A 24054-nucleotide genomic window follows, 5' to 3' on the forward strand; every position below is an offset into this window, starting at 1 on the left:
GGATCATGTTCATTTGTGAACGCCTCTAAGATTTCCATCGCCACCGACCCCGACGAGATCGGCTCGCGCATCGATCCGGTGCTCGCCCGGAGTTGGCTCCTGGTAAACGGTTTGCAGAACGAACGCTTCCAGCCGGCCGTGCAATCGCGCGCCGACATCGTTGTCCTCGACATCGAGGATGCGGTGGCCCCGAAGGACAAGGTCGCCGCCCGCGACCACGTCGTTCGGTGGCTTTCCGCCGGAAATCGCGACTGGGTGCGGGTGAACGGATTCGGGACCCAGTGGTGGGCCGACGATCTGGCCGCATTGAGCGACGTCAAGGTCGGCGGCGTGATGCTGGCGATGGTCGAGTCGGTGGACCACGTGACCGAAACCGCCAAGCGGCTACCGGGTGTGCCGATCGTGGCCCTGGTCGAAACTGCCCGGGGACTCGAGCGGATCAGCGAGATCGCCTCGGCGAAGGGCACGTTCCGCCTCGCCTTCGGTATCGGCGACTTCCGCCGGGACACCGGATTCGGCGATCAGCCGGCGACCCTGGCCTACGCGCGGTCACGGTTCACGATCGCGGCCAAGGCTGCGCACCTGCCGAGCGCGATCGACGGACCGACCGTCGGGTCGTCGGCGCTCAAGCTCAGTGAGGCCACCGCGGTCAGCGCGGAGTTCGGGATGACCGGAAAGATCTGTCTGACACCGGATCAGTGCGCCGCGGTCAACGAGGGACTGTCGCCCTCGCACGAAGAGGTCGCGTGGGCGCTGGAGTTCTTCGCCGAATACGAGCGCGACGGGGGAGAGATCCGCAACGGATCAGACCTGCCCCGCATCGCCCGCGGCACCAAGATCCTGGATCTGGCCCGCGCGTACGGCATCGAGTTCAACCAGGAATACGACGACCCGGACCATATGCCGGCGCCGTCGGACACCTACCACTACTGATCGCCCGTCTCGAACACGAAAAATGGTCGCCGCCCTCGGAAAGGGCGGCGACCATTTTGTCAGTCGGATCAGTGCGATCTAGCGGGCAAACATCAACGCGCGCTTGACTTCCTGGATCGCCTGGGTCACCTGGATGCCGCGAGGGCAGGCGTCGGTGCAGTTGAAGGTGGTGCGGCAGCGCCACACCCCGTCGACGTCGTTGAGGATGTCGAGGCGTTCGGCGGCACCTTCGTCACGGCTGTCGAAGATGAACCGGTGTGCATTGACGATTGCTGCCGGACCGAAGTAGCTGCCTTCGTTCCAGTACACCGGGCAACTCGTGGTGCAGCAGGCACACAGGATGCACTTGGTGGTGTCGTCGAAACGGGCGCGGTCGGTCTGGCTCTGAATGCGCTCGCGGGTCGGCTCGTTGCCGCTGGTCATCAAGAACGGCTTGACGGCGCGGTACGCGTCGAAGAACGGCTCCATGTCGACGACGAGATCCTTCTCCACCGGCAGACCCTTGATGGGCTCGATGGTGATGGTGAGCTCTTTCGACTTGTCCTTGGGCAACATGTCTTTCATCAACAGCTTGCAGGCAAGGCGGTTCACGCCGTTGATCCGCATCGCGTCGCTGCCGCAGACGCCGTGTGCGCACGACCGGCGGAACGTCAGGGTGCCGTCGAGGTAGCCCTTGACGTAGTGCAGCAAATTGAGAAGGCGGTCGGTCGGCAGAGCCGGCACCCGGAAACTCTCGAATCCCTGTGCGTCGGGATTCTCCGGGTTGAACCGGCTGATCTTGAGCGTGACCATGGTCGCCTCTTCGGGGACCGGAGGCAACGGGGGGTTGTTGTCACTGTGCGCGGCGGCGATATCAGTGGTGAGAGTCATCAGTACTTCCGCTCCATCGGTTCGTAGCGGGTCTGGACCACTGGCTTGTAGTCCAATTCGATCGGGGCGATCAGGCCGTCGCCCTTTTTGTAGGCCATCGTGTGCTTCATGTAGTTCGCGTCGTCGCGGTCCGGGAAGTCCTCCCGGGCATGTCCGCCACGCGATTCCTTGCGGTTGAGCGCACCCACCACGGTAACCTCGGCCATTTCGAGCAGGAAGCCCAGCTCGATGGCCTCGAGCAGATCGCTGTTGAAGCGCTTGCCCTTGTCGTGCACGCGGATGCTGTTGTAGCGCTCCTTGAAGCCGCGGATGTCGCCCAAGACCTTGGTCAGGGTCTCGTCGGTGCGGAACACCGAGGCGTTGGCGTCCATCGTTGCCTGCAGTTCGGTGCGGATGTCCGCGACGCGCTCGTGTCCGTGCTCGGACAGGATCGTCTCGAGCCAGTCATCGACCATGGCGGTCGGTGCCTCGGGGAGCGGGGTGAAATCGGTCGAGAGCGCGTACTCGGCGGCCGCGATGCCGGCGCGACGGCCGAACACGTTGATGTCGAGCAGCGAGTTGGTGCCCAGACGGTTGGCGCCGTGGACCGAGACGCAGGCACATTCGCCGGCGGCATACAGACCGTGGACGACCTCGTCGTTGTTGCGCAGGACCTCACCGTTGATCTTGGTGGGGATACCGCCCATGACGTAATGGCAGGTCGGGAACACCGGCACGTACTCGGTGACCGGGTCGACACCGAGGTAGGTACGGGCGAACTCGGTGATGTCCGGGAGCTTCTCGTTGAGGACGTCCTCGCCGAGGTGGGTCACGTCGATGTAGACGTAGTCCTTGTTCGGTCCGGCGCCACGGCCCTCGAGGACCTCCAGCACCATCGACCGCGCGACGATGTCGCGGGGCGCGAGGTCCTTGATGGTCGGGGCGTAGCGCTCCATGAAGCGCTCGCCGTCGGCGTTGCGGAGGATTCCGCCCTCGCCGCGGACGGCTTCGGAGATCAGGATGCCGAGACCGGCCAGACCCGTCGGGTGGAACTGGTGGAACTCCATGTCCTCGAGCGGCAGGCCCTTGCGGAAGACGATGCCCATGCCGTCGCCGGTGAGGGTGTGGGCGTTGGATGTGGTCTTGTACATCCGGCCCGACCCGCCGGTGGCGAAGACGATCGACTTGGCGTGGAAGACGTGGATCTCACCGGTGGCGAGTTCGTAGGCGACCACACCGGTGGCCACCTGCTCACCCTGCTCGTTCTCGGTGAGGCAGATGTCGAGTGCGTAGAACTCGTTGAAGAACTCGACATCGTGCTTGACGCAGTTCTGGTACAGCGTCTGCAAGATCATGTGGCCGGTGCGGTCGGCGGCGTAGCAGGCGCGGCGGACCGGGCTCTTGCCGTGATCGCGGGTGTGTCCGCCGAAGCGGCGCTGATCGATCTTGCCCTCAGGGGTGCGGTTGAACGGCAGCCCCATCTTCTCCAGATCGAGAACGGCGTCGATGGCCTCTTTGGCCATGATCTCGACCGCGTCCTGGTCGGCGAGGTAGTCGCCGCCCTTGACGGTGTCGAAGGTGTGCCATTCCCAGTTGTCTTCTTCGACGTTGGCCAGTGCTGCGCACATTCCGCCCTGAGCCGCGCCGGTGTGGCTACGGGTGGGGTAGAGCTTCGTCAGCACGGCGGTGCGGGCGCGCGGCCCGGCCTCGATGGCCGCGCGCATCCCGGCGCCGCCGGCGCCGATGATGACTACGTCGTAACGATGTTCCTGCATGTGTTTGTTGCTCCGATTCGGGCCGGGTCTAGACGCTGTTCACGTCGAAGGTAAGCAGGGCGTAGGTGCCGGTGAGCAGCACCAGGATCATCGACAGGCCCAGCAGCACGTTCAGCCAGAAGCGGGTCGAGTCCTTGCGGGAGTAATCGGCGATCACGGTACGGACGCCGTTTCCTCCGTGAAGCTGGGCGAGCCACAGCATGCTGATGTCCCAGACCTGCCAGAACGGCTCTTTCCAGCGGGCGGCGACGAACGAGGCGTCGATCCGGTGCACACCGTCGTCCCAGGCCAACATGATGAACATGTGGCCGATGGTCAGGATGATCAGTGCAAGTCCGGAAAAGCGCATGAAGAGCCATGCGTTCTTCTCGAAGTTGCCGCCCTTGGGCCGGCGCGGTGAGCGCGGGTTGTCGAGGCTGGCCGGACGATCGTGGTCGGTGCCGTAGGTTTTGGCGATCCGAGGTGCTTGTGATGCGGTCATCTGCGGCGCCTTCCTAAATGTGTTCCACGAGCAGCTGCAGCAGACGTACCGTCGCTGCGCCGAAGATGATCACGAACAAGGTCAAGATCGTCCACAGCATCTGACGCTGGTACTTCGGGCCCTTGGACCAGAAGTCGACCAGGATGAGCCGGACACCGTTCAACGCGTGGTACAGCACGCAGGCGACGAGGCCGATCTCCATCAGACCGATGATCGGGTTCTTGTACGTCTCGATGATCTCGGAGTATTTGTCCGGATCGATCCGGATCACTGCCGTGTCGAGTACGTGTACAAAGAGGAAGAAGAAAATAGATACGCCGGTTATCCGGTGCAGCACCCAGGACCACATGCCTGGGTCGCCCCGGTACAACGAGCGCTTGCGCACCGGTTTGGGCGCGGTCTCGGTAGGAATGCTCATCGAGAAATTGGCCTCCAACATCGTTGATGGACGCGTCGAGCGCGGTTCCGGGCTGCTCGATCGTGGACCCACGTCACAAACCATAAACCTAAGCTGTTGTGAGAAAGAATCCTGCCCGAGTGGAGATGAGCTGCAACACATCTCGAATTAGGGTTGCCTTACCAAGGTTTTAGCGTGTACGTGACGTCCGGCTGCGTGGGCGTCGATGGCGAAAGGGTTGTCCTGTGGCACCGGAAATTGACTGGGAAGTATTGCGCGACAAGGCGGTTGGGGCAATGAGGTCTGCCTATGCGCCTTATTCGGGCTATCCGGTGGGTGCGGCCGCAATAGTCGACGATGGACGTTTTGTGACCGGTTGCAATGTGGAAAATGTCTCATATGGATTAGGCCTGTGCGCGGAGTGCACTTTGGCCGGAAACCTCCACGTAAGCGGTGGTGGGCGACTGATCGCTCTGAGTTGCACCGACAGCCGGGGCGAGATCCTGATGCCCTGCGGGCGTTGCCGGCAGGTGTTGCTCGAACACGGCGGACCGCAGATGTTGATCGATCACCCCTGTGGCCCGAAGTCCTTGGGCGAGTTGCTGCCGGACCATTTCGGTCCCTCTGACCTGGCCGCCGGGCGAGTGTCGGGTGATGGCCGTGGCTGAGGTTTTCGACGCGGTCTCGGTGATCCGGACAAAGCGTGATGGCGGGGCCCTGAGCGATGGCCAGATCGATTGGGTGGTGAGCGCCTACACCGCCGGCCTTGTCCACGACGAACAGATGTCCGCGCTGGCGATGGCGATCCTGTTGCGCGGCATGGACCGTCGGGAGATCGCCCGGTGGACCGCCGCGATGATCAACACCGGCGAACGCATGGATTTCACTGCGCTGCAGCGCGGTGGTGAGCGGTTGGTGACCGTCGACAAGCATTCGACCGGCGGCGTGGGCGACAAGATCACGTTGCCGCTCGCCCCGCTGGTGGCGTCGTATGGCATTGCGGTGCCGCAATTGTCGGGACGTGGCCTGGGTCACACCGGAGGGACGTTGGACAAATTCGAAGCCATTTCGGGCTGGCGCGCCGACCTCACCAACACCAAGATCACCGAACTACTCGAATCGGTCGGTGCCGTGGTGTGCGCGGCCGGTTCGGCGTTGGCGCCCGCAGACAAGAAGCTGTACGCACTGCGCGACGTCACCGGAACCGTCGAGTCGATCCCGCTCATCGCCAGCTCCATCATGAGCAAGAAGATCGCCGAGGGGACCAGTGCACTGGTGCTCGACGTGAAGGTCGGTTCCGGAGCGTTCATGAAGTCGGAGGCCGACGCCCGCGAGCTCGCCCAGATCATGGTCGAGATCGGCAATGACTCCGGTGTGCGGACCACGGCGCTGCTGACATCGATGTCCGAGCCGTTGGGCCTGACGGCCGGTAATGCGTTGGAGGTTGCCGAATCGTTGGAGGTACTCGCCGGCGGCGGCCCGCCCGACGTGGTGGAACTGACCGTGGCACTGGCCCGCGAGATGCTGGCCGCCGGTGGCATCACCGGGGTCGACCCGGCCGACAATCTTCGCAACGGCAAGGCGATGGACTTCTGGGAGGCGATGATCGCCGGACAGGGCGGTGATCCGAATGCCCCTCTGCCGCAGGCGGATCACGAACAGGTCATCAGAGCCGGGGAAGCCGGGGTGATCGAGTCGATCGACGCGATGGCGGTCGGGGTCGCGGCCTGGCGTCTGGGAGCGGGCCGCGAACGCCAGGGCCAGGCCGTGCAGGCCGAAGCGGGCGTCCGATGGCATGCGGTGGCCGGGCAGACGGTGCGGGCCGGGGACCCGCTGTTCACCATGTACACGCAGACACCGGAGCGGTTCAGCGCCGGAGCTCATGCACTCGCGGAGGCGGCGGTGATCGGTTCGGTGGCCCCGCAGACCGGGTCCCGGGTGATCGATCGGGTTACCGTCGAGGAATGACATCATCGCCGCTGGATCTGTCCTCCATCGCGCTCGCTCCCAAGGTGCTGCTCCACGATCATCTCGACGGTGGCCTACGTCCGGAAACGGTGCTCGAGCTCGCTCACGAAGCCGGGTACACATCACTGCCCGCCGACAACAACGCAGACCTCGCGACATGGTTCCGGGAGGCGGCCGACAGCGGCTCGCTGGTCCGATATCTGGAGACGTTCGAACACACGGTGGCCGTGATGCAGACCGTGTCGGCTCTCGAACGGGTCGCCCGGGAGTGCGCCGAGGATCTGGCGGATGACGGCGTTGTCTACGCCGAGGTCCGGTTTGCGCCGGAACAGCATCTCGAGGCGGGGCTGACACTCGACGAGGTCGTCGAGGCGGTATTGCGCGGCTTCATCGATGGCACCGCCGAGGCCGCTGCTCGGGGCCGCCGGATCCAGGTTCGCACCCTGGTTACCGCCATGCGACATGCAGCGCGCTCCCGAGAGATCGCCGAGCTCGCCGTCCGATACCGGAATCAGGGTGTGGCCGGCTTCGACATCGCCGGCGCAGAGGCAGGCTATCCGCCGAGCCGTCATCTCGACGCCTTCGAGTACATGAGGGCCTCGAATGCGCCGTTCACCATTCACGCCGGCGAGGCCTTCGGCTTGCCGTCGATCCATGAGGCCATCAGCTTCTGTGGTGCCGACCGGCTCGGACACGGGGTCCGGGTCATCGACGACATCACGTTGCCCGAGGGTTCCGACCTCGCCGCGGACGCATTCAAGGGTGCGCAGCTGGGGGACGTCGCGAACTATGTCCGGGACAAGCGGATCCCGCTGGAACTGTGCCCGAGCTCGAATGTGCAGACCGGTGCGGTGGCGAGCCTGGCCGAGCATCCGTTCAATGTGCTTGCCCGTCTACGGTTCCGGGTCACCGTGAACACGGACAACCGGCTGATGAGCGATACCAGTATGAGTCGGGAATGCAAGGTGCTCGTCGACCAGTTCGGCTACGGATGGTCTGATCTGGAACGCTTCACGGTCAACGCCATGAAATCAGCGTTCATCCACTTCGACGAACGCCTGTCCATCATCGACGACGTGATCAAGCCGGGTTATGCGGTGCTGATCGGCTGACCAGCCCTGAAAAACTGGCCAATACGGGGGCGGCGAGGGATATGTTCCCTCGCCGCCCCCGTATTTGACTGGTTTCAGGGCCACCCCTCGCGTACTAGCCGCGCTTCTTTTCCAAGCGGGTATCGAAGTCGTGCTCGAGTGCTCGCCACGCTTCGGACTCGTTGTCGAACGGCGGGCTCGGTGCCATCCGCTTCGGGTCGGGGTTGAGTGCGTAGTCGACAAACCAGCCGAGCGGGGTGGTCGAACCCAACGCCTCGGCCACCGAATCGTCGTCCGCATAATCTGCTGCGTCCGTGAGCAGTTCGACGGCCAATTCGAGTTGCTTGCGGTCGATGCGGCGGGGACCGTCGAGGATGTCGTCGGTCAGACCCGGCAGCACGTAGACGTTGTCCTCGTAGACGTCGATCTCCAGAGAGCCGTCGGTGGCCGCGACCTGGATGTCCTCGAAGGTGCTGATCGGCGACAGGTCGTGGTCGTTGTCGTCGGCCAGGTACCGCTCCAGCGCGCGCTTGGAGGTGAATGCGTAGATCTTGCCGTTCTTGCCGAGAAAGACCGGGTCGTCGTCCAGATAGCAACGGAGCGAGAAGAATTCACCCTCGGCGGTGACGATCTGGATGGGGTCGATACCGACCGAGGCCCAGAAGTCGTCTTCGTCGATTTCGTCGTACTCGTCGTCGTCTTCATCAACGAGGTCGTCGTCTTCGTCTTCTTCGTCTTCGTCGTCATCGTCATCGCCGGCGACGATCTCGACGTCCTCGTCTTCGTCGGGCTCGTCCTCGTCTTCCGCACTGGCAGCCGCGAGGAGCTCGGCCTCGGCCACCGCGACGGCCTCGGCGTCGACCTCAGGAGTGCTGATGACGTCGTCGATCGCGTCGATGACGTCGTCCCAACGCTTGTCGATGAGAGTGCCGATGCGCTCCCACAGTTCGGCGCCGTCTTTGCCGACGAAGTTGCGCGTACCTGTGGTGACCGCGCCCAGGATGGGATTGCCGTTGAAGAACTTGGTGATCGGCGTCAGTTCGCAGACCTCGCCGATGATCCGGACGATTTCGAGAACATCTTCGAGCTTGGCGATGACCTCGGGTGTCGGGTCTTCGGCAGCGAGTTCCGGGACAGCGATGAGGTCGTAGGACTTGTCCTGCGCCGGCTCGAACTCGTCGGCCTTGAGTCCGACAACGGTGTTCCAGGCGGGGTGCTCATCGAGATCGTTCTCGGCGCCCGAGCGGACGAACGCGACGAGGTCTGCGACCGAGCTGAATCCGTACAGATCTTCGTCGAGACCCAGGAACGCCTCCCACTCGTCATCGCCCTCACGCCAGCGGGGAGCCCACAGGGTAAAGGTGTTGCCTTCAGTGATCACGAGTTCAATTGGGACGATGTCTCCGGCCATGGGGACAGAGCCTAGTCACCGATGATGACCATGGGCCACCTCGCCTCACCATTACCGCTGTGGCTTTGCCATGAATTTGTCACCGGCTCTGAGGTGGGCCGGTGAAAGCCCTCGAAAGTGGGGTGCGATCCGACCGTGCGATGGGACGATGGCGGACGTGAGAGATCCAGAGACGATGGAGGATGCGGAGCTGCGCCCCGGCCTGGTTGCGGCGCAGCAGGCCCGCGAGTTGGCCATCGCGGTGGACGACGCCGACGAGCTGCCTTACATCGAGGCGCGGATCCGGCGCTACGCGGACGAAATCGTTCGCCGCGGTTTGTAGTCACACGCGGGGTGGGGCTCACGTGGGCCGGTAGAAGCCCTCGAATGTCTGGTCCAGGTTCGTGGTCCGGACCGCTGAAACGCTGACCGGGTCGCCGGCCTCAACCATTTGGCCATTACCGATGTACATCGCGACGTGTCCGGACCAGACGGCGAGATCGCCGGGTTGGAGGTCGGCCTGGGAGACCGCGACCCCGGCGGTGTCCTGTTCTTGGGCGAGGCGGGGCAGTTCGACGCCGGCCTCGCGGTACGCCCACTGGGTCAGGCCGCTGCAGTCGAGGCCCACGCCCGGAGTGGTCCCGCCCCACACGTAGGGCACGCCCTGCTGGCTCAACGCGGCCCGCACTGCCTTGGCGGCGCGCTCGTTGGGGGCATGGGCGACGGAGCCGTCGGGCAGGGTGATCGCGACGCCGGTGCCGTCGGGGTTGATCGCGGACAGGCCGGCGGGGACCGTCGATGCGGCGTTCGGGTCGTGCGGCAGTCCGGTTTCCGGCGTGGTCGGCGGTGCGGCCGCGGTGGCGGGCCCGAAAGCGGCGTGTGCGAGATTGCCGAGTTCGGTGCCCACCCGGGCGAGTTGGGTGGTGACCGGATCAGTGGTGGCCGGGCCGGTGGTGGCGGGTGCGGGTATCCGGCCGATCTGGAGGATTCTGTCGGTGTCGGCGGCCAGCTTCGTTCGAGTGCGTTCGACGACGTCGATACCGCGTTGCAGGTGGGCCATCGCGACCGGGAGGATCGCCGTGATGCCCGCCGGGGTGAACAGCGTCGGGCCCATAGCGACCGCGATCGTGACGAACGATTCCAGGATGGCCTCGAGTTCGAGGGCGCCCTGCCGCACGGTGTCACCGGCCGACTCGATGACGTCGGCGATGGCGACGCTGTCGTCGGAGTAGGTGGCCGCCGCGACGACCGCCTCATCCAGAACTGCGATGGCCGAGTTCGCGCCGGTCCCGGACCACTGCGGTTTGAGTTCGGTGTTCACCCGGTACTGGCCGGCGCGGGAATCGTCGAGAACCGTTGCGATGGTCCTCAATTGGGTGGCGGGTGCACCACCGGGCAGGACGCCGGTCCCGAGGGTGGCGAGCAATGCCTGCAGCGGCGCGATCAGGATCTCGACGGGGATCATCACATTGCCTCGACCTGTTGGTCGCTGATCTGGCGCGCATTTCCGTGATCGGTGCCGAAGTACGTAGCGGCGGATTGCTGTAGGTCGGTGGCCAGCGCGTCGATCCGGGCCGCGAGGTCGGTGAGCGCGCGACTGTGCCGGTCGGTGACCATCACCGCGGCCGCCGCGAACTCCGCTCCCATGAGTCCGAACGCCGGCATGAGCGCGGCCGCCTCGATGCGCCCGGTGGCTGCGCATGCGGCGATCTCGGCGCCCACCGATCGCGTTCCGGCAGCAGCAGCGGTCAGGGCGGCGGGTTCCACGGATACCGAAGTCATGGGTTTACGACGCGATGAGACGGCGGTCTGGTTCCCCTCGTATGGTTATCGCATGCAGATCCGGACTGTCGATCATCCCTTGGCCGCGGCCAGACTGACCACCTTGCGCGACAAGAGCACCGATAACGCGGCGTTTCGCGGGGCGTTGTCAGACCTGACCCAGATGCTCATCTACGAGGCGCTGATCGGTGCTCCGGTGACCGAGATCTCGGTGTCGACGCCGGTGACCGAGACCAAGGGTGTCCGACTGGCCACGCCTCCACTGCTGGTACCCGTGCTGCGGGCCGGCCTGGGCATGGTCGAGCAGGCGCACGCGATGGTGCCAGAGGCCAATGTCGGATTCGTGGGCATCGCTCGCAACGAGGACACCCATCAGCCCGTGCCGTATCTCGAGTCGCTGCCCGACGACCTGTCCGGCCAGCCCGTCTTCGTCCTCGATCCGATGCTCGCCACGGGTGGTTCGATGATCCACACGATCGAGTTGCTGGTGACCCGCAAAGCCACCGACATCACCGCCGTGTGTGTGGTGGCCGCGCCCGAAGGTGTGACGGCACTGAGTGATTCAGGACTTCCGGTTCGGCTGGTGACTGCTGCCATCGATGACGGCCTCAACGACGTCGCCTACATCACACCGGGTCTCGGCGACGCCGGTGACCGCCAGTTCGGGCCCCGCTGACCCGGACGTAGCCGGATCAGATGGCCGGCCGGCGGGTGTAGAACTCGAGGGCGATGCCATCAGGGTCGCGGAAGGCGATGAGGTGTCCGATCATCCCGGCCACGATCCCGTTGTGTTCGATCTGGGCGGTGTCCAGTATGGATCGCCAACGTTCCAGTTCGTCGAGGTCGGCGACTTCGAAGGCCAGATGATCGAGCCCGGGGCGGAACTCGGAGAATCTGTCGGGTTTCGCGCGCGCTCCGTGTGAGATGAGGCTGATGCTGAGCCCGCCGCTGTGGGTCAGCATCGCCTTGTCGGCGCCGTCCGTCTGTCGGCGGGCGGTGACCTCGAAGCCGAGGACCCATCGATACCAGTCGATACTCCGGTCGAGGTCGGCAACCGTGATGCTGACGTGGTGGATGGCACCGATCGACGGAAAGTCAGCCGTCATGGGTTTGCCTTTCGGTTGTCGTGTGCGGCTCTAGCTGCTGCGCGCCGTCCACCGTCCGCCATCGCGGGTGACCGTGACCGGGTGGTCGAAGCACTTGGTGATCGTCGCCGATGTGAGGGCCACCTCGACGCGGTCGGCGATAACCGTTTCGCCATCCCGCAGCAGCAGGGCATGACTGGTGCTGGTCGGTAGGTCTTCGAGGTGGTGGGTGACCATGACACTGGCCAGGTCGGTGACCTCACTGCGGAGTTGGTCGATGCTGGTCAGTAGCTGTTCGCGGGCGGCGAGGTCCAGGCCGGTGGCGGGTTCGTCGAGTAACAGCAGTGACGGTCGAGGCATGAGTGCGCGCGCGATCAGGGTGCGGCCGCGTTCGCCCTGACTCATCGTGGTCCAGACCGATTCGCGGCGTGCCGACATCCCGAGCAGCTCGAGGAGGTCGTCGGCATGGCGATGCTCGGCTGCGGTGTAGGTGCGGCGCGGGTCGAGCTCGGGGGTGTTGGTCAGTCCGGACAGGACGACGTCATGTGCCCTCAACGGAAGTTCAAGTCGGTGTCGCGGGTCGACATGTCCGATGTGCGTACGCAATTCCCGCATGTCGACGCGGCCCAGGCGGTGGCCCAGGACATCCACCGTGCCGCGGGTCGGGTGCCCGAATGCGCCGAGGATGTGCAGAAGCGTCGACTTGCCTGCCCCGTTGGGCCCCAGCAGCGCCCAGTGCTCACCGGGACGGACGGTGAAATCGATGTCCCGCAACAGATATCGTCCACCTCGGACCACGTCGATCGCGGCGGCGTGCAGAACCTCCGGCATGGGTGCAGTATCCGATTCGGTTGGTGTCACGATCAATTGGTCCAGTAGTAGAGCATCGGCTCACGCGAGGAGACCACGCCGTTGGTTGCGATGGTGAGGGTCGACGGCGTCATCTCGTACGTGGTGTCCAGGTTCAACGCCACGAACTGGTTCCCGGTACGGGTCGGACCCGGGATCTCGACGCCCAGACCGTTCGCCAGGCCCTTGTAGTAGTACGGGCCGGACGGGCCTGACTGGCAGATGACAATTCTCGACTGGTCCGTCTGGCCGACCATGACAACGCTGTCTTCCGGCCCGTTGCAACGCGGACCGCTGACAAAGCCCTGCTGATCGGTGCCCGGGACATTCGGGACCGGAGCGACGGGCGTCGAGGTCGTCGTGGTCGGTGTCGGCGAGGGGGTCGCGGTCACGGTCGACGGCTCGGCCGTCACGGTGTGCGTCGACACCTGCGGGCCGGCATTTGTGCTGCTGTCCTCGGCCTCGGCCGTGGAGTCATCCGACGGGATCAGGAGAAAGCCGAGGAGGACGGCCAGCGCCAACACGAGTGCGCCGGCCACGATCGCACCGATCACAACCGGTGACGACCATGGAGATCGCGGTGGGGGTGTCGGGTAATGGTTTCCGCTCACGCGCTCACCCTACCGGCGACCAGTGGCGCAGTAGGCGGTGATTTGAGCGGTGATCGCGGACATTCGAGCCTGCGCCGCACCTCGTGCGGTGGCCAACGGCGGGCCCGGGGTTTCGGCGACCTCCAGGTAGAACTTGAGCTTCGGTTCGGTGCCCGATGGTCTGGCGATGACCCGGATCCGGCCGGTTCCCGAGGTGCCGGTGAGCTGCACGGCATCGGTGGCCCGGCCCGGTGGACGTTCGAGTAGATCCTCGGCGTCGACCGCGATCCCGTCCAGGTGCTGCGGCGGATTCGTCCGCAGGTCCGTCATGATCGCCGCGATCTGGGCGAGGTCGTCGACCCGCAGCGAATACTGGCCGTTCAGGTGGACACCGTGCTCGGTTGCGATTTCGTCGAGACGGTCGGCGATGTCGCGATCGGAATCGGCGAGACCCTGGGCCAGGACACTGAGCGCGACCGCTGCAGTGATGCCGTCCTTGTCCCGGACGGCGTCCGGGTCGACGCAGTGGCCGATGGCTTCTTCGTAGGCGTAGACCAGGCCGTCGCCGGCCCGGACCAGCCACTTGAACCCGGTCAGCGTTGCCGCGTAGCGGACCCCGGCCGCTGCGGCGATCTTCCCCAGCAGGCTGCCGGAGACGATCGTGTTGGCCACCAGCACATCCTGGCCGGCGTGCTCGGCGATGATCTGGGCGCCGAGGAGCGCACCGGTCTCGTCGCCGGTGAGCATCCGCCAGGTGCCGTCGATCAACGCGCCGACGGCACAGCGGTCGGCGTCGGGATCCAGGGCGATGGCGATGTCGGCGTCGATGTCGGCCGCGAGCGCCAGCAGCAGGTCCGCCGCACCGGGTTCTTCAGGGTTGGGGAACGCCGCCGTCGGGAAATCGGGATCGGGACTGTGCTGCAAGCCGACGACCGTGACGTCGTGAAAGCCGCACTCGCGCAGGGCTTGTACCGCGATGTCGCCGCCGACCCCGTGCAGGGCGGTCAGGGCAATCCGGATCTTACGGTGTTCGCGGTGGCCGAACCGCGCCACGATGCGGGCCAGGTATTGCTCGATGTTGTCGCGGGCCCGGTTGTCGGGTGTCACCGCGGTCCGCGGTATGTCGATGGCCGGAGCGGTGGCCGCGATCAGCTGTTCGATCTCGGCGTCGGCAGGCGGAACCAGTTGCGCCCCTTGGTCCAGGTACACCTTGTAACCGTTGTCGGCAGGCGGGTTGTGTGAGGCGGTGATCTGGATTCCTGCGACGGCGCCCAGGTTCCGGACGGCGAAGGCGACGAGCGGGGTCGGGCCGGGGTCGGGCAGTGCGACCACGTCGAATCCCTGTGCGGCAAGGACTTCCGCGGTGGCGGCGTAGAAGTCCTCCGATCCGTGGCGGGCATCTCGCCCGACGACCACCGTGCCGCCGGCATGGCCGTGGTCGATCAGCCATTGCGCGACGCCGGCAGTGGCCTTGGTGACCACGGCGACGTTCATGCCCAGCGGCCCGCCGCGGACCGGACCGCGCAGCCCCGCGGTACCGAAATGGAGTGTGTCGGAGAATCTCTCGGCGAGATCATCGCTGTTCAACGCCGCGATCTCGGCTCGAGTCGCAGGGTCGGGATCGGCGTCGATCCAGGCCTGCACCGCATCCGGAGTCGTCATCGCCGCCTCAGATCTGTTCGATCACCTGGGCCAGCAGGTGGCCCATCCGGGTGGCCGAAGCGCGGCCGACTTCGAGAACTTCTTCGTGGTTCAGCGGCTCGCCGGTGATGCCGGCGGCAAGGTTGGTGACCAGGGAAATGCCCAGGACCGACATCTTCTCCGCGCGGGCGGCGATGGTCTCGTGCACGGTCGACATGCCCACCAGGTCGGCTCCCAGGACGCGCAGCATGTTGATCTCGGCGGGCGTTTCGTAGTGGGGGCCGGGAAGTCCGGCGTAAACGCCTTCGGCCAGCGTGGGATCCACGGCCTGGGCGATCTTTCTCAGACGCGGGGAGTAGGCGTCGACGAGATCGACGAACTGCGCGCCGATCAGCGGGGAGCGGGCCGTGAGATTGAGGTGATCACTGATCAGTACCGGTTGGCCGACCGCCATGTCACTGCGCAGACCACCGGCCGCGTTGGTCAGCACGATCGTCTCGACCCCGCACTTGGCGGCGGTCCGGACTGCGTGGACGACGCTGCCCAGTGGATGTCCTTCGTACGCATGGGTTCTGCCCAACAACACCAGCACCGAACGGCCGCCGATGCGCAGCGAGTGGACGGTGCCGGAGTGTCCTGCCGCACTCGGCGGGGTGAAGCCGGGCAGCTCCGCCATCGGGATGCTGGTATCGGCGGTACCCAAGGCGGCAGCGGCCGGCGCCCATCCCGAGCCGAGGACCACGGCCACGTCGTGACCCGGTTTGCCGGTTGCCGCGGCGATCGCGTCGGCGGCCGCCTGCGCTGCGCCGGTGGGGTCGATCGTCGGATCGGAGCTGGTTGGAATCACGTCGGGTCCGTCGGTTGCCATGGGACAACCCTAAGGCGAAATGGGGTGGGGTTCGCGCTCTGTGGGGGGTCTGCTGCAGACAGTGAGTGTCCGTCGAATCGAAAAAGGCGGCGACCGCTAGGCTCGCGACATGCCGTACGTGACCACACATGACGCCGTCCACACGCTCTATCTGGGCGCCGAGGGTGACGACAGTGATTCCGACAATCGCTTCGGAATCGACTGGCTCGACGCCATCAATGCCTGCCTCGATGAGGTCGCCGACAACAAGCCGGGCGCGTTGGTCATCACCGCGACCGGAAAGTTCTTCTCCAACGGCCTCGATGTGGACTACATCGGAGCCAATGGCGACAAACTTCCGGCGTACCTCGACCGCGTCCACGCCCTGTTCACCCGGATCCTGACGTTCCCGCAGCCCACCGTTGCCGCGGTGAACGGTCACGCTTTCGGTGCCGGTGCCATGTTGGCGCTGTGTGCTGACCACCGGGTGATGCGGACCGAGAGAGGTTTCTGGTCGCTGCCCGAGGTACTGCTCGGAATGCCGTTCACCCGGGGCATGGCGACGCTGATCCGGACCCGGTTGACCGACGCCACGGCCACCGAGGCGATGACCACCGGCCGTCGGTACGGCGGTCTCGACGCGGTTGCGGCCGGAATCGTCGAGCAGGCCGTCGACGTCGAGGCGCTGGTCTCCACGGCCACCGACATCGCCGGTGGACGTAGCGCGCTGGCCGGACCGACTCTGCAGATGATCAAGAAGGGTCTCCGCGAACCACTGCTCGCCGACCTCGCATACCCGACGCCGCCCAACCTGGTTGGTTAAGTCGGATCAGGCCGCAATCGCGATGGTGAGACAATGAACCGATGACACAGATCGGGCAGCGAGGCGCGCGTGCCGTACAGGCAGTGGCCGGCGACCTGATCGAGTTGTCCCATTCGATACATGCCGAACCGGAATTGGCGTTCTCCGAACATCGCAGCGTCGCCAAGGTGACCAGTCTGCTCGACGGCTACGGCTTTGACATCACCACCGGGGTTGCCGACCTGCCCACGGCGTTCACCGCGTCCTACGGCTCGGGTGATCTGGTGGTCGGTCTGTGCGCCGAGTACGACGCCTTGCCCGGTTTGGGGCATGCGTGCGGCCACAACATGATCGCCGCGACCGCGGTCGGTGCGGCCCGTGGTCTGGCAGAGGTCGCCGACGAACTCGGCATCACCGTCGTGGTCCTCGGCACGCCCGCCGAGGAGACCGGCGGTGGGAAGATCGTGATGGCCCGGGCCGGCGTTTTCGATCCGGTCGCGATGGCCTTGATGGTGCACCCGGGCCGGATGGACGAAGTGGCCAGCCGGTCATTGGCCTTGGATGATCTGGCAATTCGGTACACCGGTGTCGAATCCCATGCCGCTGCTGCACCCGAACGCGGCCGCAACGCCGCGGACGCAGGCACCATCGCCCAGGTGTCCCTCGGATTGCTCCGTCAACACCTGAAGGCGGGCCAGCAGATCCACGGAATCGTCAGCGACGGCGGCACCGCCCCGAATATCGTGCCCGGGCACAGCGAATTACTCTATTACCTCCGTGCCGTCGATGAGGCATCGCTGGCAGATCTTCGCGAGCGCGCCGAAGCGTGTTTCGCGGCCGGTGCGCTGGCGGCGGGTTGCACGTACGAGATCGCGACCGTGTCGCCGACTTATGTTGAGCTCCGGCACGATCAACGACTGCTCGCGGCCTACCGGGGTGCGATCGCCGACCTCGGACGCGAGGTCATGCCGGCCGCACTCGAGGGAGTTCGCCCCCTCGGCAGCACCGACATGGGCAACATCAGCCATGTGCTGCCGTCCATCCACCCCATGATCGGAATCGATAGCAACGGCGCCGGAACCCATGAGATCGAGTTCGCGGCCGCTGCGGCGTCGCCCTCGGCCGATCGGGCGGTTGTCGACGGCGCACTGGCGCTGGCAGCCACCGCCGCACGCGCAGCGGCAGATCCGCAGTGGCGTGAAGACCTCCTGCAGGAGCAGGAAAAACGAATTGGTTCAGTCCCGCGCAACGCGGGCAGATGACGATGAGTGTGTGACGAGAATATGAGTGGGCAATACGTGGACGCAGAACGTTTCCTGAAAGATCTGGACGGTTGGATCAACGCCAACACCGCGCAGTTGGTGGCGTGGCGTCGGGATTTCCATACCCATCCGGAACTGTCGCGAAGTGAGCTGCGCACCACCGGCATCATCGTCGACGAACTGACGAAGGCCGGCCTGTCCCCGCGGGTGCTGCCCCAGGGTGTCGGTGTGGTCTGTGACATCGGCCCGGCCGGGCCATTGGTGGCGCTGCGCGCCGACATGGACGCACTGCCGATCTCCGAGCTGACCGGGCTGCCGTTCAGCTCGGGCGTCGAGGGCGTCTCGCATGCCTGTGGGCACGACGGGCACACCGCGATGTTGCTCGGGGTGGGCAAGGCCCTGGCATCGATGGAGAATCTGCCGATCGGTGTACGGCTGGTGTTCCAGGCAGCCGAGGAAGTGATGCCCGGTGGCGCTCTGGATGCCGTCACCGCCGGTGTCACGCGTGGTGTGTCGCAGATCTATGCGCTGCATTGTGATCCGAAACTCGAGGTCGGCAAGGTCGGATTGCGGCGTGGTCCGATCACCTCGGCGGCCGATCATGTCGAACTGGTGTTGCATTCACCCGGAGGCCACACGTCGCGCCCGCACCTGACCGCGGACCTCGTGTACGCCATGGGCACTGTGATCACCGGACTGCCCGGGGTGCTGTCGCGCCGGATCGATCCGCGAACCAGCACCGTGATGGTGTGGGGTTCGGCACATGCCGGCGATGCGCCGAATGCGATTCCGCAAGAGGGCCGTTTGCGTGGCACGGTGCGTACGGGCGACCACGCCACCTGGGCGCTACTCGAGCCGTTGGTCCGGGAGATCATCGAAGGGCTGCTGGCGCCGTTGAGCGTGCGCTACGACCTGATCTACAAGCGTGGCGTCCCACCGGTGGTCAACGATTCGATCTCCACCGAGATCTTCCGCGATGCGATCTTGTCGGTGAGCCCCGACGCACTGGCCGACACCGCGCAATCCGGTGGTGGAGAAGACTTTTCGTGGTATCTCGAAAACGTTCCGGGTGCGATGGCGCGGCTCGGGGTCTGGTCCGGCCGCGGACCGCAGGTGGACCTGCATCAGCCGAACTTCGACCTCGACGAGCGTGCACTCGCGGTCGGTGTGCGGACGCTGGCCGGAATTGTCCTGCAGGCGAGCCTGCGTAACCGCTAGCGGTCGCGGGTGGCCCGGCTGGCCGGGCTATCCGGGCTAGTGATCCGGTCCGGGGCTGTCTGGTCCCGGACCGACATTCCGTGATTCGCGGACGCGGAGCTGATGCACGTAATCCGATGGTGCACCGGCGATTTCGGCTGCCTCGGACATGACGCCGAGGTAGCGCGCGGACGGCAGGCCACCTTCAAAGGCATCCAGGACGTACAGCCAGGCGAGGACCGGACCGTTGGCTGTGGTGATGCGGCAACGGATCTTGCGATGGATCCCGAGTTCCGACCCCTCCCAGCGGTCGAGGCTGGACTCGTCGTCCTCGGTGACGTCGTACAAGACGACAAATACGCGGGCATCGGGATCGTCGCGGTCCTCGGTGACCGTTGCCAGTGCGCCTTCCCAGCCGATGTCGCCGCCGCCGAACGTCAGTCGCCAGCCGTACAGCCACCCGGTGCCCGCCATCGGAGAGTGTGGGGCACGCATGAGCATCTGCTCGGGATGCATGTTTGAGCCATAGGCGGCGTAGATGGGCACGGAGAGGAGCCTAGATGGTCAGCTCCCCATCGGGAAAGTGCAACAGGCGATCGACTAGATTCTCTAGTGGCGCCACCCCGCCGGCAGGCCCATCCGACATCCCTGGGAGTTGACCTGAAATGACCAAAATCGTGATCCTCGGTGGAGGACCCGCCGGCTACGAGGCGGCACTCGCTGCCGCCACCTACGGTGCCGACATCACCATTGTCGACAGCGACGGAATGGGCGGTGCTTGCGTCCTGTGGGATTGCGTGCCGTCGAAGACCTTCATCGCATCGACCGGGATCCGGACCGACGTCCGCCGCGCCGTTGACCTGGGAATCAACCTTCGATACGACGGTGCGCTGGTGTCCCTGCCGCAGATCCATCAGCGCGTCAAGGACCTCGCCTTTGCCCAGTCGTCCGACATCCGCTCCCGGCTTCTGAGCGAGGGTGTCCGGATCATTCACGGCCGTGGTCGCCTCGCTACACCCGAGGCCGGATTTGCCCGACACAAGATTGTCGCGACGCCGTTCGGAGCCGACGGCAGCGAGGAAGCCGAAGAGATCCTCGACGCCGATGTGGTGTTGGTCGCAACCGGCGCGTCGCCCCGAGTTCTTCCGGACGCCAAGCCCGACGGTGAGCGGATCCTCACCTGGCGTCAGATGTACGACCTCAACGATTTCCCCGAACACCTGGTCGTCATCGGTTCGGGTGTCACCGGTGCCGAGTTCGTACACGCGTACACCGAGCTCGGAGTTCCGGTGACGTTGGTCTCGAGTCGGGACCGGGTGCTGCCGCACGAGGACGAGGACGCAGCACTCGTCCTCGAAGACGTGTTGGCCGAGCGCGGCGTCACGCTGGTCAAGCACGCACGTGCCGACAAAGTCGAGCGCACGGCCGATGGTGTGAAAGTCATTCTTGCCGATGGGCGCACCGTTGAGGGTTCTCACTGTCTGATGACAGTTGGATCGGTTCCGAACACGGACGATCTCGGACTGGAGAATGTCGGCCTGGAACTCGGTCGTGGCGGTTACCTCAACGTCGACCGGGTATCGCGGACCGCAGTACCCGGTATCTACGCCGCCGGGGACTGCACCGGGCTGCTCCCGCTGGCATCCGTGGCCGCCATGCAGGGACGTATCGCGATGTACCACTCTCTGGGTGAAGGTGTGTCGCCGATCCGCCTCAAGACCGTTGCGTCTGCGATCTTCACGCGGCCCGAGATCGCGACCGTCGGTGTGAGCCAGCAGGCCATCGACTCCGGTGAGTACCCGGCCCGAACGGTGATGCTCCCGCTGGCGACCAATCCGCGAGCGAAGATGAGCGGTCTGCGCCGTGGCTTCGTTAAGATCTTCTGCCGTCCGGCAACGGGTGTTGTTATCGGCGGAGTCGTGGTGGCGCCCAATGCATCTGAACTCATCCTTCCGATCGCTCTCGCGGTGCAGAACAAGCTGATGGTCAGTGACCTGGCGCAGACGTTCTCGGTTTACCCATCCCTGTCCGGTTCGATCACGGAGGCCGCTCGGCAGCTCGTCCGGCACGACGACCTGGACTGACCCTTCCCATAATTTGGGAAACGCATTTCATTTCTCGATTAAGGCGCGCTAGCCTGGGTTTTGCGACTCACACTGGCGCGCCTTATTCGGTGACCACTCTCATCACCACGCATCGTTGATACCTGCTGCTGTGGAGAGTGATTGCCTGTGTCTGTTGTCGAAAGTTCTTACGCACCATCGCACGCGTTGGCGAACATTCGCGGCTCGGCGATCCGCGATCTGCTGAAGCTGACCGAACAACCTGATGTGCTGAGTCTGGCCGGCGGTTTGCCCGCCACCGAATTGATCCCTGCGGCGCGGATCTCCGAGTCGGCTGCGCGCATCAGCGCTGATCCCGCCGCATTGCAATACACCGTGAGCGCAGGGGTGCACCCGTGCCGCGAGGCGGTGGCCCGATATCTCGGGACCCATGATCCCGGTCGCGTTCTGCTCACCCATGGCTCGCAACAGGCGCTGTTCCTCTTGGCGCATGCCCTCGTCAATCCCGGTGATCTAGTGGTGGTGGACGATCCGGTGTACGTGGGCGCGCTGCAGGTCTTCCAGTCGGTGCGGGCGCGAGTGCGTGCGCTACCGATCACTGCGTCGGGATGCGATGTCGGAGCACTGCGTGAGTTGCTCGAGGCGGGCGAGCGTCCCCGGATAGTGCACACCGTCAGCAACTTTCACAATCCTGCCGGTGTGACGGCCACGGCCTCGACGCGAATGGAACTGGCGCGGTTGTCCGATCGCTATGGATTCATCGTTGTCGAAGATGATCCGTACGGCCGGTTACGGTTCTCGGGTGATGACGTCGAACCGATTGCCGCGCATGGTGATCGGGTGGTCCGGTTGGGATCGGCATCGAAGATTCTGGCACCCGCGCTGCGGGTGGGTTGGATGACTGGTCCACCTGAGGTGATTTCAATGGTGGAACTGTTACGCCAGGGTGCGGACCTGTGCGGATCGACCTTCAGCCAGTTGATGGTGGCCGAGTTGCTCGATGACGAAGCGTGGCTCAATATGCATGTGGCCCACGTACAGGATGAATACCGTTTGCGTGCAATGGCTTTGACCGGCGCGCTGCGTCGATACCTGGGACAAATGGTTCAGTTTTCGGAGCCCGAGGGTGGCATGTTCTGCTGGGCACGGATGCCCGGAGTGGACACTTCGCAATTGTTGGTCAATGCCGTGGCCGGCGGTGTGGCATTTGTGCCGGGTGCCGCCTTTGGGGTCGAAGCGGACTTCAGCGACTGTCTGCGACTCAGTTTTTCTGCTCTTGGGCCCGAGGAGTTGGACGAGGCGGTTCGGAGATTGGCTGCGGCAGCGGAAAATTCATCGAAATAATTCGAAAAGGTGTTCGACATGAGGGGTCTTCTGGGGTAGACTGATTGAAAGCGTTTCGATCAGATGTGCTGGGGGGCATGATGACTGACGATCCACCTGTTGACTCTTCGGTTGATTCCTCGCCGGTTCCGGTGTTGGTGCGCAAGTACCTCGAGTTGGAGTTGCTCGTTGCCGATATCGCGGACTGCGCTGATTCCGATATGTCTGGCGCGGAAGTCAATGAGCTTGTGCGGGTGCATGAACGGATCGCCCGTAAGGTCGAGTTCACCGGGTTGCGTCACCTGTTGCGGGTCTCGGATCGGTCATCGTTTACCGAAGCCGGATATTCGTCACTGTTCGGTTTCACCCGTAGCGAGTTGCGGCTGACCAAAGGGCAAACCATGTCCCGGATCCGGGCCCTGGAGGCGGTCGGCCGATTCCACACGATGCAGGGTGAGAAGTTGGCGCCGAAATGCCCTGCCGCCGAGCAGGCCTGGTCCCAAGGTTTGATCGGGGCGGCGCATATGGATGTGATGTTGGATGTGCGCAAACAGATCCCGTCGGCCTCGGACCCGGCAGTCTATGACGTGGTCGATCACTGGATGACCGAAGAAGCCGTCGGCCAAGATCCCACCCAACTGACCGCCGCCGGTCGCGCGGTGTTGGCCCGGGTCGACCCCGATGGCCGGTTGACCGATGATTCGGATCGGGCTCGTAAACGGTCGATGGGTATCGGGGATCAGGGGGTGGATTTGATGGCCAAGATCTCCGGCACCCTGGATCCGGAAACGTTGGCCTTGTTGCGGACGGTGATGGATGTGTGGGCGGCGCCGGGGATGAACAATCCAGCCGACCCCAACTCGCCGACCGGTGCGTCCGATGATCCGAAACAGGATGCGGAGCTGGTCAGAGCTGCGGCCGAGCGGGATACCCGTTCGAAGGGCCAACAATGTCACGACGCGCTCAAGGCGATCCTGAAGACGATTTTGGAGTGCAACCTGCTGGGGAAGTCTCATCGTGGTTTGCCGGCGCAGTTGGTCATCACGATGACCAAAGAGCAGCTCGACGAGTGTGCCGGGATCGCCAGAACGGCGTCGGGAGTCGATATTCCGGTCAACGAGGCCCTGAATTTGGCGGCCCGGTCGGACAAATATCTGGCCGTGTTCGCCGACCACAGTGCTGAGGTGTTGTATCTCGGCCGGACCAAACGGACCGCCCAAAAAGGCCAGCGGCTTGCGATGTTCGTCCGGGATCGAGGCTGCTCGCATCCTGGCTGTACCAATCCGGCGACCTGGGTCGAGGCCCATCACCTACTTGCCTGGATCAACGGGGGCCTGACCGACATCAACATGATGGGATCAGCCTGCCCGCCGCACCACAAACTCATCGGTGACGGACCGCATCAGTGGCAAACAATCATGATCACCGAAGGCCCCGATGCAGGCCGGGTCGGCTGGATACCCCCGGCGTCGGTGGATCCGGAAAGAAAACCGCGGGTCAACCGAGCCCAACACGTCAACGAAACCTTGGCAGCAGCCTGGGAGAAGGTTCTGGCCGATCGCCGGGCGGTGTTGGCCGAAAAGTTGGCGGAACTGACGGACCGCGAACCTGAGGTCCAACCCGATCCCGAGTCGAATGGGCCTGACCAGGGCGAACAGTTGGATGAGTAGCGGGACCGCCCCACATCGTGTTCACCGAGATTGCCGAGTTCAACACTGGTTGGAACCGA

General features: G+C 64.8%; 25 protein-coding genes. 12 read left to right on the forward strand and 13 right to left on the reverse strand.

Going from position 1 to position 24054, the window contains the following annotated elements:
• Positions 1-15: 15 nt before the first annotated feature.
• Positions 16-933 (forward strand): HpcH/HpaI aldolase/citrate lyase family protein, encoded by a 918-nt coding sequence (locus AC51GT_RS21790; RefSeq protein ID WP_496330138.1) that lies wholly within the window; start codon positions 16-18, stop codon positions 931-933.
• A 78-nt stretch (positions 934-1011) separates the two neighbouring features.
• Here AC51GT_RS21790 and AC51GT_RS21795 read toward each other — a convergent pair whose 3' ends face one another.
• From AC51GT_RS21795 to sdhC, 4 genes are read right to left on the reverse strand one after another with little or no spacing between them, the layout of a single operon-like run.
• Positions 1012-1803 (reverse strand): succinate dehydrogenase iron-sulfur subunit, encoded by a 792-nt coding sequence (locus AC51GT_RS21795; RefSeq protein WP_496326071.1) that lies wholly within the window; start codon positions 1801-1803, stop codon positions 1012-1014.
• The gene (gene sdhA, locus AC51GT_RS21800; RefSeq protein WP_496326070.1) at positions 1803-3557 is read right to left on the reverse strand and encodes a succinate dehydrogenase flavoprotein subunit; all 1755 of its coding nucleotides are present in this window, start codon (positions 3555-3557) and stop codon (positions 1803-1805) included. Before sdhA ends, AC51GT_RS21795 begins: the two co-directional genes overlap by 1 nt.
• A 28-nt stretch (positions 3558-3585) precedes the next feature.
• Entirely contained in the window at positions 3586-4038 is a 453-nt protein-coding gene (locus AC51GT_RS21805; RefSeq protein WP_496326069.1) for a succinate dehydrogenase hydrophobic membrane anchor subunit, read from the reverse strand.
• 13 nt (positions 4039-4051) lie between these two features.
• Positions 4052-4456, reverse strand: coding sequence for a succinate dehydrogenase, cytochrome b556 subunit (gene sdhC / locus AC51GT_RS21810; protein ID WP_496326068.1), 405 nt, complete (start codon positions 4454-4456; stop codon positions 4052-4054).
• 224 nt (positions 4457-4680) lie between these two features.
• On the opposite strand from sdhC, the gene AC51GT_RS21815 reads away from it, so the two are divergent.
• Genes AC51GT_RS21815 through AC51GT_RS21825 form a run of 3 tightly spaced genes read left to right on the forward strand, consistent with a single transcriptional unit; the run spans position 4681 to position 7515 of the window.
• The gene (locus AC51GT_RS21815; protein ID WP_496330139.1) at positions 4681-5103 is read left to right on the forward strand and encodes a cytidine deaminase; all 423 of its coding nucleotides are present in this window, start codon (positions 4681-4683) and stop codon (positions 5101-5103) included.
• Positions 5090-6403, forward strand: coding sequence for a thymidine phosphorylase (locus AC51GT_RS21820; RefSeq protein WP_496330140.1), 1314 nt, complete (start codon positions 5090-5092; stop codon positions 6401-6403). Before AC51GT_RS21815 ends, AC51GT_RS21820 begins: the two co-directional genes overlap by 14 nt.
• The gene (locus AC51GT_RS21825) at positions 6400-7515 is read left to right on the forward strand and encodes an adenosine deaminase (RefSeq protein WP_496330141.1); all 1116 of its coding nucleotides are present in this window, start codon (positions 6400-6402) and stop codon (positions 7513-7515) included. The genes AC51GT_RS21820 and AC51GT_RS21825 overlap by 4 nt, the downstream gene beginning before the upstream one ends.
• A 94-nt stretch (positions 7516-7609) precedes the next feature.
• Here the strand turns inward: AC51GT_RS21825 and AC51GT_RS21830 are convergent, their stop codons facing one another.
• Positions 7610-8905 carry a SatS C-terminal domain-containing protein gene (locus AC51GT_RS21830; RefSeq protein ID WP_496330142.1) on the reverse strand — a complete coding sequence of 432 codons (1296 nt, stop codon included), beginning with the start codon at positions 8903-8905 and terminating at the stop codon, positions 7610-7612.
• 157 nt (positions 8906-9062) lie between these two features.
• Here AC51GT_RS21830 and AC51GT_RS21835 point away from each other — a divergent pair, with 157 nt between their 5' ends.
• Positions 9063-9227, forward strand: coding sequence for a hypothetical protein (locus AC51GT_RS21835; RefSeq protein ID WP_496326063.1), 165 nt, complete (start codon positions 9063-9065; stop codon positions 9225-9227).
• 18 nt (positions 9228-9245) lie between these two features.
• Here the strand turns inward: AC51GT_RS21835 and AC51GT_RS21840 are convergent, their stop codons facing one another.
• Both AC51GT_RS21840 and AC51GT_RS21845 read right to left on the reverse strand, forming a co-directional pair.
• Positions 9246-10349 carry a C40 family peptidase gene (locus AC51GT_RS21840; protein WP_496330177.1) on the reverse strand — a complete coding sequence of 368 codons (1104 nt, stop codon included), beginning with the start codon at positions 10347-10349 and terminating at the stop codon, positions 9246-9248.
• Entirely contained in the window at positions 10349-10666 is a 318-nt protein-coding gene (locus tag AC51GT_RS21845; protein ID WP_496330143.1) for a type VII secretion target, read from the reverse strand. The genes AC51GT_RS21840 and AC51GT_RS21845 overlap by 1 nt, the downstream gene beginning before the upstream one ends.
• Positions 10667-10718: 52 nt before the next feature.
• Between AC51GT_RS21845 and upp the strand changes: the two genes are divergently transcribed.
• The gene (upp, locus tag AC51GT_RS21850) at positions 10719-11342 is read left to right on the forward strand and encodes a uracil phosphoribosyltransferase (RefSeq protein ID WP_496326061.1); all 624 of its coding nucleotides are present in this window, start codon (positions 10719-10721) and stop codon (positions 11340-11342) included.
• 16 nt (positions 11343-11358) lie between these two features.
• Here the strand turns inward: upp and AC51GT_RS21855 are convergent, their stop codons facing one another.
• The 5 genes from AC51GT_RS21855 to AC51GT_RS21875 are packed head-to-tail and all read right to left on the reverse strand — an operon-like array spanning position 11359 to position 15699.
• On the reverse strand, positions 11359-11772 hold the full coding sequence (locus AC51GT_RS21855; protein ID WP_496330144.1) for a VOC family protein: 414 nt from the start codon (positions 11770-11772) through the stop codon (positions 11359-11361).
• A 30-nt stretch (positions 11773-11802) separates the two neighbouring features.
• Positions 11803-12582 (reverse strand): ABC transporter ATP-binding protein, encoded by a 780-nt coding sequence (locus AC51GT_RS21860; protein ID WP_496330145.1) that lies wholly within the window; start codon positions 12580-12582, stop codon positions 11803-11805.
• A 32-nt stretch (positions 12583-12614) separates the two neighbouring features.
• Complete coding sequence (locus AC51GT_RS21865) at positions 12615-13211, reverse strand: hypothetical protein (RefSeq protein ID WP_496330146.1); 597 nt, start codon at positions 13209-13211, stop codon at positions 12615-12617.
• 9 nt (positions 13212-13220) lie between these two features.
• Positions 13221-14852 carry a phospho-sugar mutase gene (locus AC51GT_RS21870; protein ID WP_496330147.1) on the reverse strand — a complete coding sequence of 544 codons (1632 nt, stop codon included), beginning with the start codon at positions 14850-14852 and terminating at the stop codon, positions 13221-13223.
• Positions 14853-14859: 7 nt separating this feature from the next.
• Positions 14860-15699, reverse strand: a complete 840-nt coding sequence (locus AC51GT_RS21875) for a purine-nucleoside phosphorylase (RefSeq protein WP_496326056.1) — start codon at positions 15697-15699, stop codon at positions 14860-14862.
• Positions 15700-15808: 109 nt separating this feature from the next.
• On the opposite strand from AC51GT_RS21875, the gene AC51GT_RS21880 reads away from it, so the two are divergent.
• From AC51GT_RS21880 to AC51GT_RS21890, 3 genes are read left to right on the forward strand one after another with little or no spacing between them, the layout of a single operon-like run.
• Positions 15809-16501 (forward strand): enoyl-CoA hydratase/isomerase family protein, encoded by a 693-nt coding sequence (locus AC51GT_RS21880; protein ID WP_496330148.1) that lies wholly within the window; start codon positions 15809-15811, stop codon positions 16499-16501.
• 41 nt (positions 16502-16542) lie between these two features.
• Positions 16543-17742, forward strand: coding sequence for an amidohydrolase (locus AC51GT_RS21885; protein ID WP_496326054.1), 1200 nt, complete (start codon positions 16543-16545; stop codon positions 17740-17742).
• A gap of 36 nt (positions 17743-17778) precedes the next feature.
• A complete protein-coding gene (locus tag AC51GT_RS21890; RefSeq protein WP_496330149.1) occupies positions 17779-18960 on the forward strand; it encodes a M20 family metallopeptidase in 1182 nt (393 codons plus the stop codon).
• 36 nt (positions 18961-18996) lie between these two features.
• Here AC51GT_RS21890 and AC51GT_RS21895 read toward each other — a convergent pair whose 3' ends face one another.
• Complete coding sequence (locus AC51GT_RS21895; protein ID WP_496326052.1) at positions 18997-19485, reverse strand: gamma-glutamylcyclotransferase; 489 nt, start codon at positions 19483-19485, stop codon at positions 18997-18999.
• A 119-nt stretch (positions 19486-19604) separates the two neighbouring features.
• Between AC51GT_RS21895 and AC51GT_RS21900 the strand changes: the two genes are divergently transcribed.
• The 3 genes from AC51GT_RS21900 (at position 19605) to AC51GT_RS21910 (ending at position 23995) form a co-directional block, all read left to right on the forward strand.
• Positions 19605-21023: an NAD(P)H-quinone dehydrogenase gene (locus tag AC51GT_RS21900; protein ID WP_496326051.1), complete on the forward strand. Its 1419-nt coding sequence runs from the start codon at positions 19605-19607 to the stop codon at positions 21021-21023.
• A gap of 147 nt (positions 21024-21170) precedes the next feature.
• On the forward strand, positions 21171-22346 hold the full coding sequence (locus AC51GT_RS21905) for an aminotransferase-like domain-containing protein (RefSeq protein WP_496330150.1): 1176 nt from the start codon (positions 21171-21173) through the stop codon (positions 22344-22346).
• Positions 22347-22423: 77 nt separating this feature from the next.
• The gene (locus AC51GT_RS21910; RefSeq protein ID WP_496330151.1) at positions 22424-23995 is read left to right on the forward strand and encodes an HNH endonuclease signature motif containing protein; all 1572 of its coding nucleotides are present in this window, start codon (positions 22424-22426) and stop codon (positions 23993-23995) included.
• The last annotated feature ends 59 nt before the right edge of the window (positions 23996-24054 follow it).

Source organism: Williamsia sp. z34 (assembly GCF_059553395.1).

What these genes read in the sequence shown, in the direction of transcription:
- AC51GT_RS21795 (WP_496326071.1), bottom strand. Translation starts at nt 1,803, where the DNA reads ATGACTCTCACCACTGATATCGCCGCCGCGCACAGTGACAACAACCCC.
- AC51GT_RS21820 (WP_496330140.1), top strand. Translation starts at nt 5,090, where the DNA reads ATGGCCGTGGCTGAGGTTTTCGACGCGGTCTCGGTGATCCGGACAAAG.
- AC51GT_RS21880 (WP_496330148.1), top strand. Translation starts at nt 15,809, where the DNA reads ATGCCGTACGTGACCACACATGACGCCGTCCACACGCTCTATCTGGGC.
- upp (WP_496326061.1), top strand. Translation starts at nt 10,719, where the DNA reads ATGCAGATCCGGACTGTCGATCATCCCTTGGCCGCGGCCAGACTGACC.
- AC51GT_RS21840 (WP_496330177.1), bottom strand. Translation starts at nt 10,349, where the DNA reads ATGATCCCCGTCGAGATCCTGATCGCGCCGCTGCAGGCATTGCTCGCC.
- AC51GT_RS21910 (WP_496330151.1), top strand. Translation starts at nt 22,424, where the DNA reads ATGATGACTGACGATCCACCTGTTGACTCTTCGGTTGATTCCTCGCCG.
- AC51GT_RS21860 (WP_496330145.1), bottom strand. Translation starts at nt 12,582, where the DNA reads ATGCCGGAGGTTCTGCACGCCGCCGCGATCGACGTGGTCCGAGGTGGA.
- AC51GT_RS21845 (WP_496330143.1), bottom strand. Translation starts at nt 10,666, where the DNA reads ATGACTTCGGTATCCGTGGAACCCGCCGCCCTGACCGCTGCTGCTGCC.
- AC51GT_RS21805 (WP_496326069.1), bottom strand. Translation starts at nt 4,038, where the DNA reads ATGACCGCATCACAAGCACCTCGGATCGCCAAAACCTACGGCACCGAC.
- AC51GT_RS21830 (WP_496330142.1), bottom strand. Translation starts at nt 8,905, where the DNA reads ATGGCCGGAGACATCGTCCCAATTGAACTCGTGATCACTGAAGGCAAC.
- sdhA (WP_496326070.1), bottom strand. Translation starts at nt 3,557, where the DNA reads ATGCAGGAACATCGTTACGACGTAGTCATCATCGGCGCCGGCGGCGCC.
- AC51GT_RS21885 (WP_496326054.1), top strand. Translation starts at nt 16,543, where the DNA reads ATGACACAGATCGGGCAGCGAGGCGCGCGTGCCGTACAGGCAGTGGCC.
- sdhC (WP_496326068.1), bottom strand. Translation starts at nt 4,456, where the DNA reads ATGAGCATTCCTACCGAGACCGCGCCCAAACCGGTGCGCAAGCGCTCG.
- AC51GT_RS21900 (WP_496326051.1), top strand. Translation starts at nt 19,605, where the DNA reads ATGACCAAAATCGTGATCCTCGGTGGAGGACCCGCCGGCTACGAGGCG.
- AC51GT_RS21855 (WP_496330144.1), bottom strand. Translation starts at nt 11,772, where the DNA reads ATGACGGCTGACTTTCCGTCGATCGGTGCCATCCACCACGTCAGCATC.
- AC51GT_RS21870 (WP_496330147.1), bottom strand. Translation starts at nt 14,852, where the DNA reads ATGACGACTCCGGATGCGGTGCAGGCCTGGATCGACGCCGATCCCGAC.
- AC51GT_RS21825 (WP_496330141.1), top strand. Translation starts at nt 6,400, where the DNA reads ATGACATCATCGCCGCTGGATCTGTCCTCCATCGCGCTCGCTCCCAAG.
- AC51GT_RS21875 (WP_496326056.1), bottom strand. Translation starts at nt 15,699, where the DNA reads ATGGCAACCGACGGACCCGACGTGATTCCAACCAGCTCCGATCCGACG.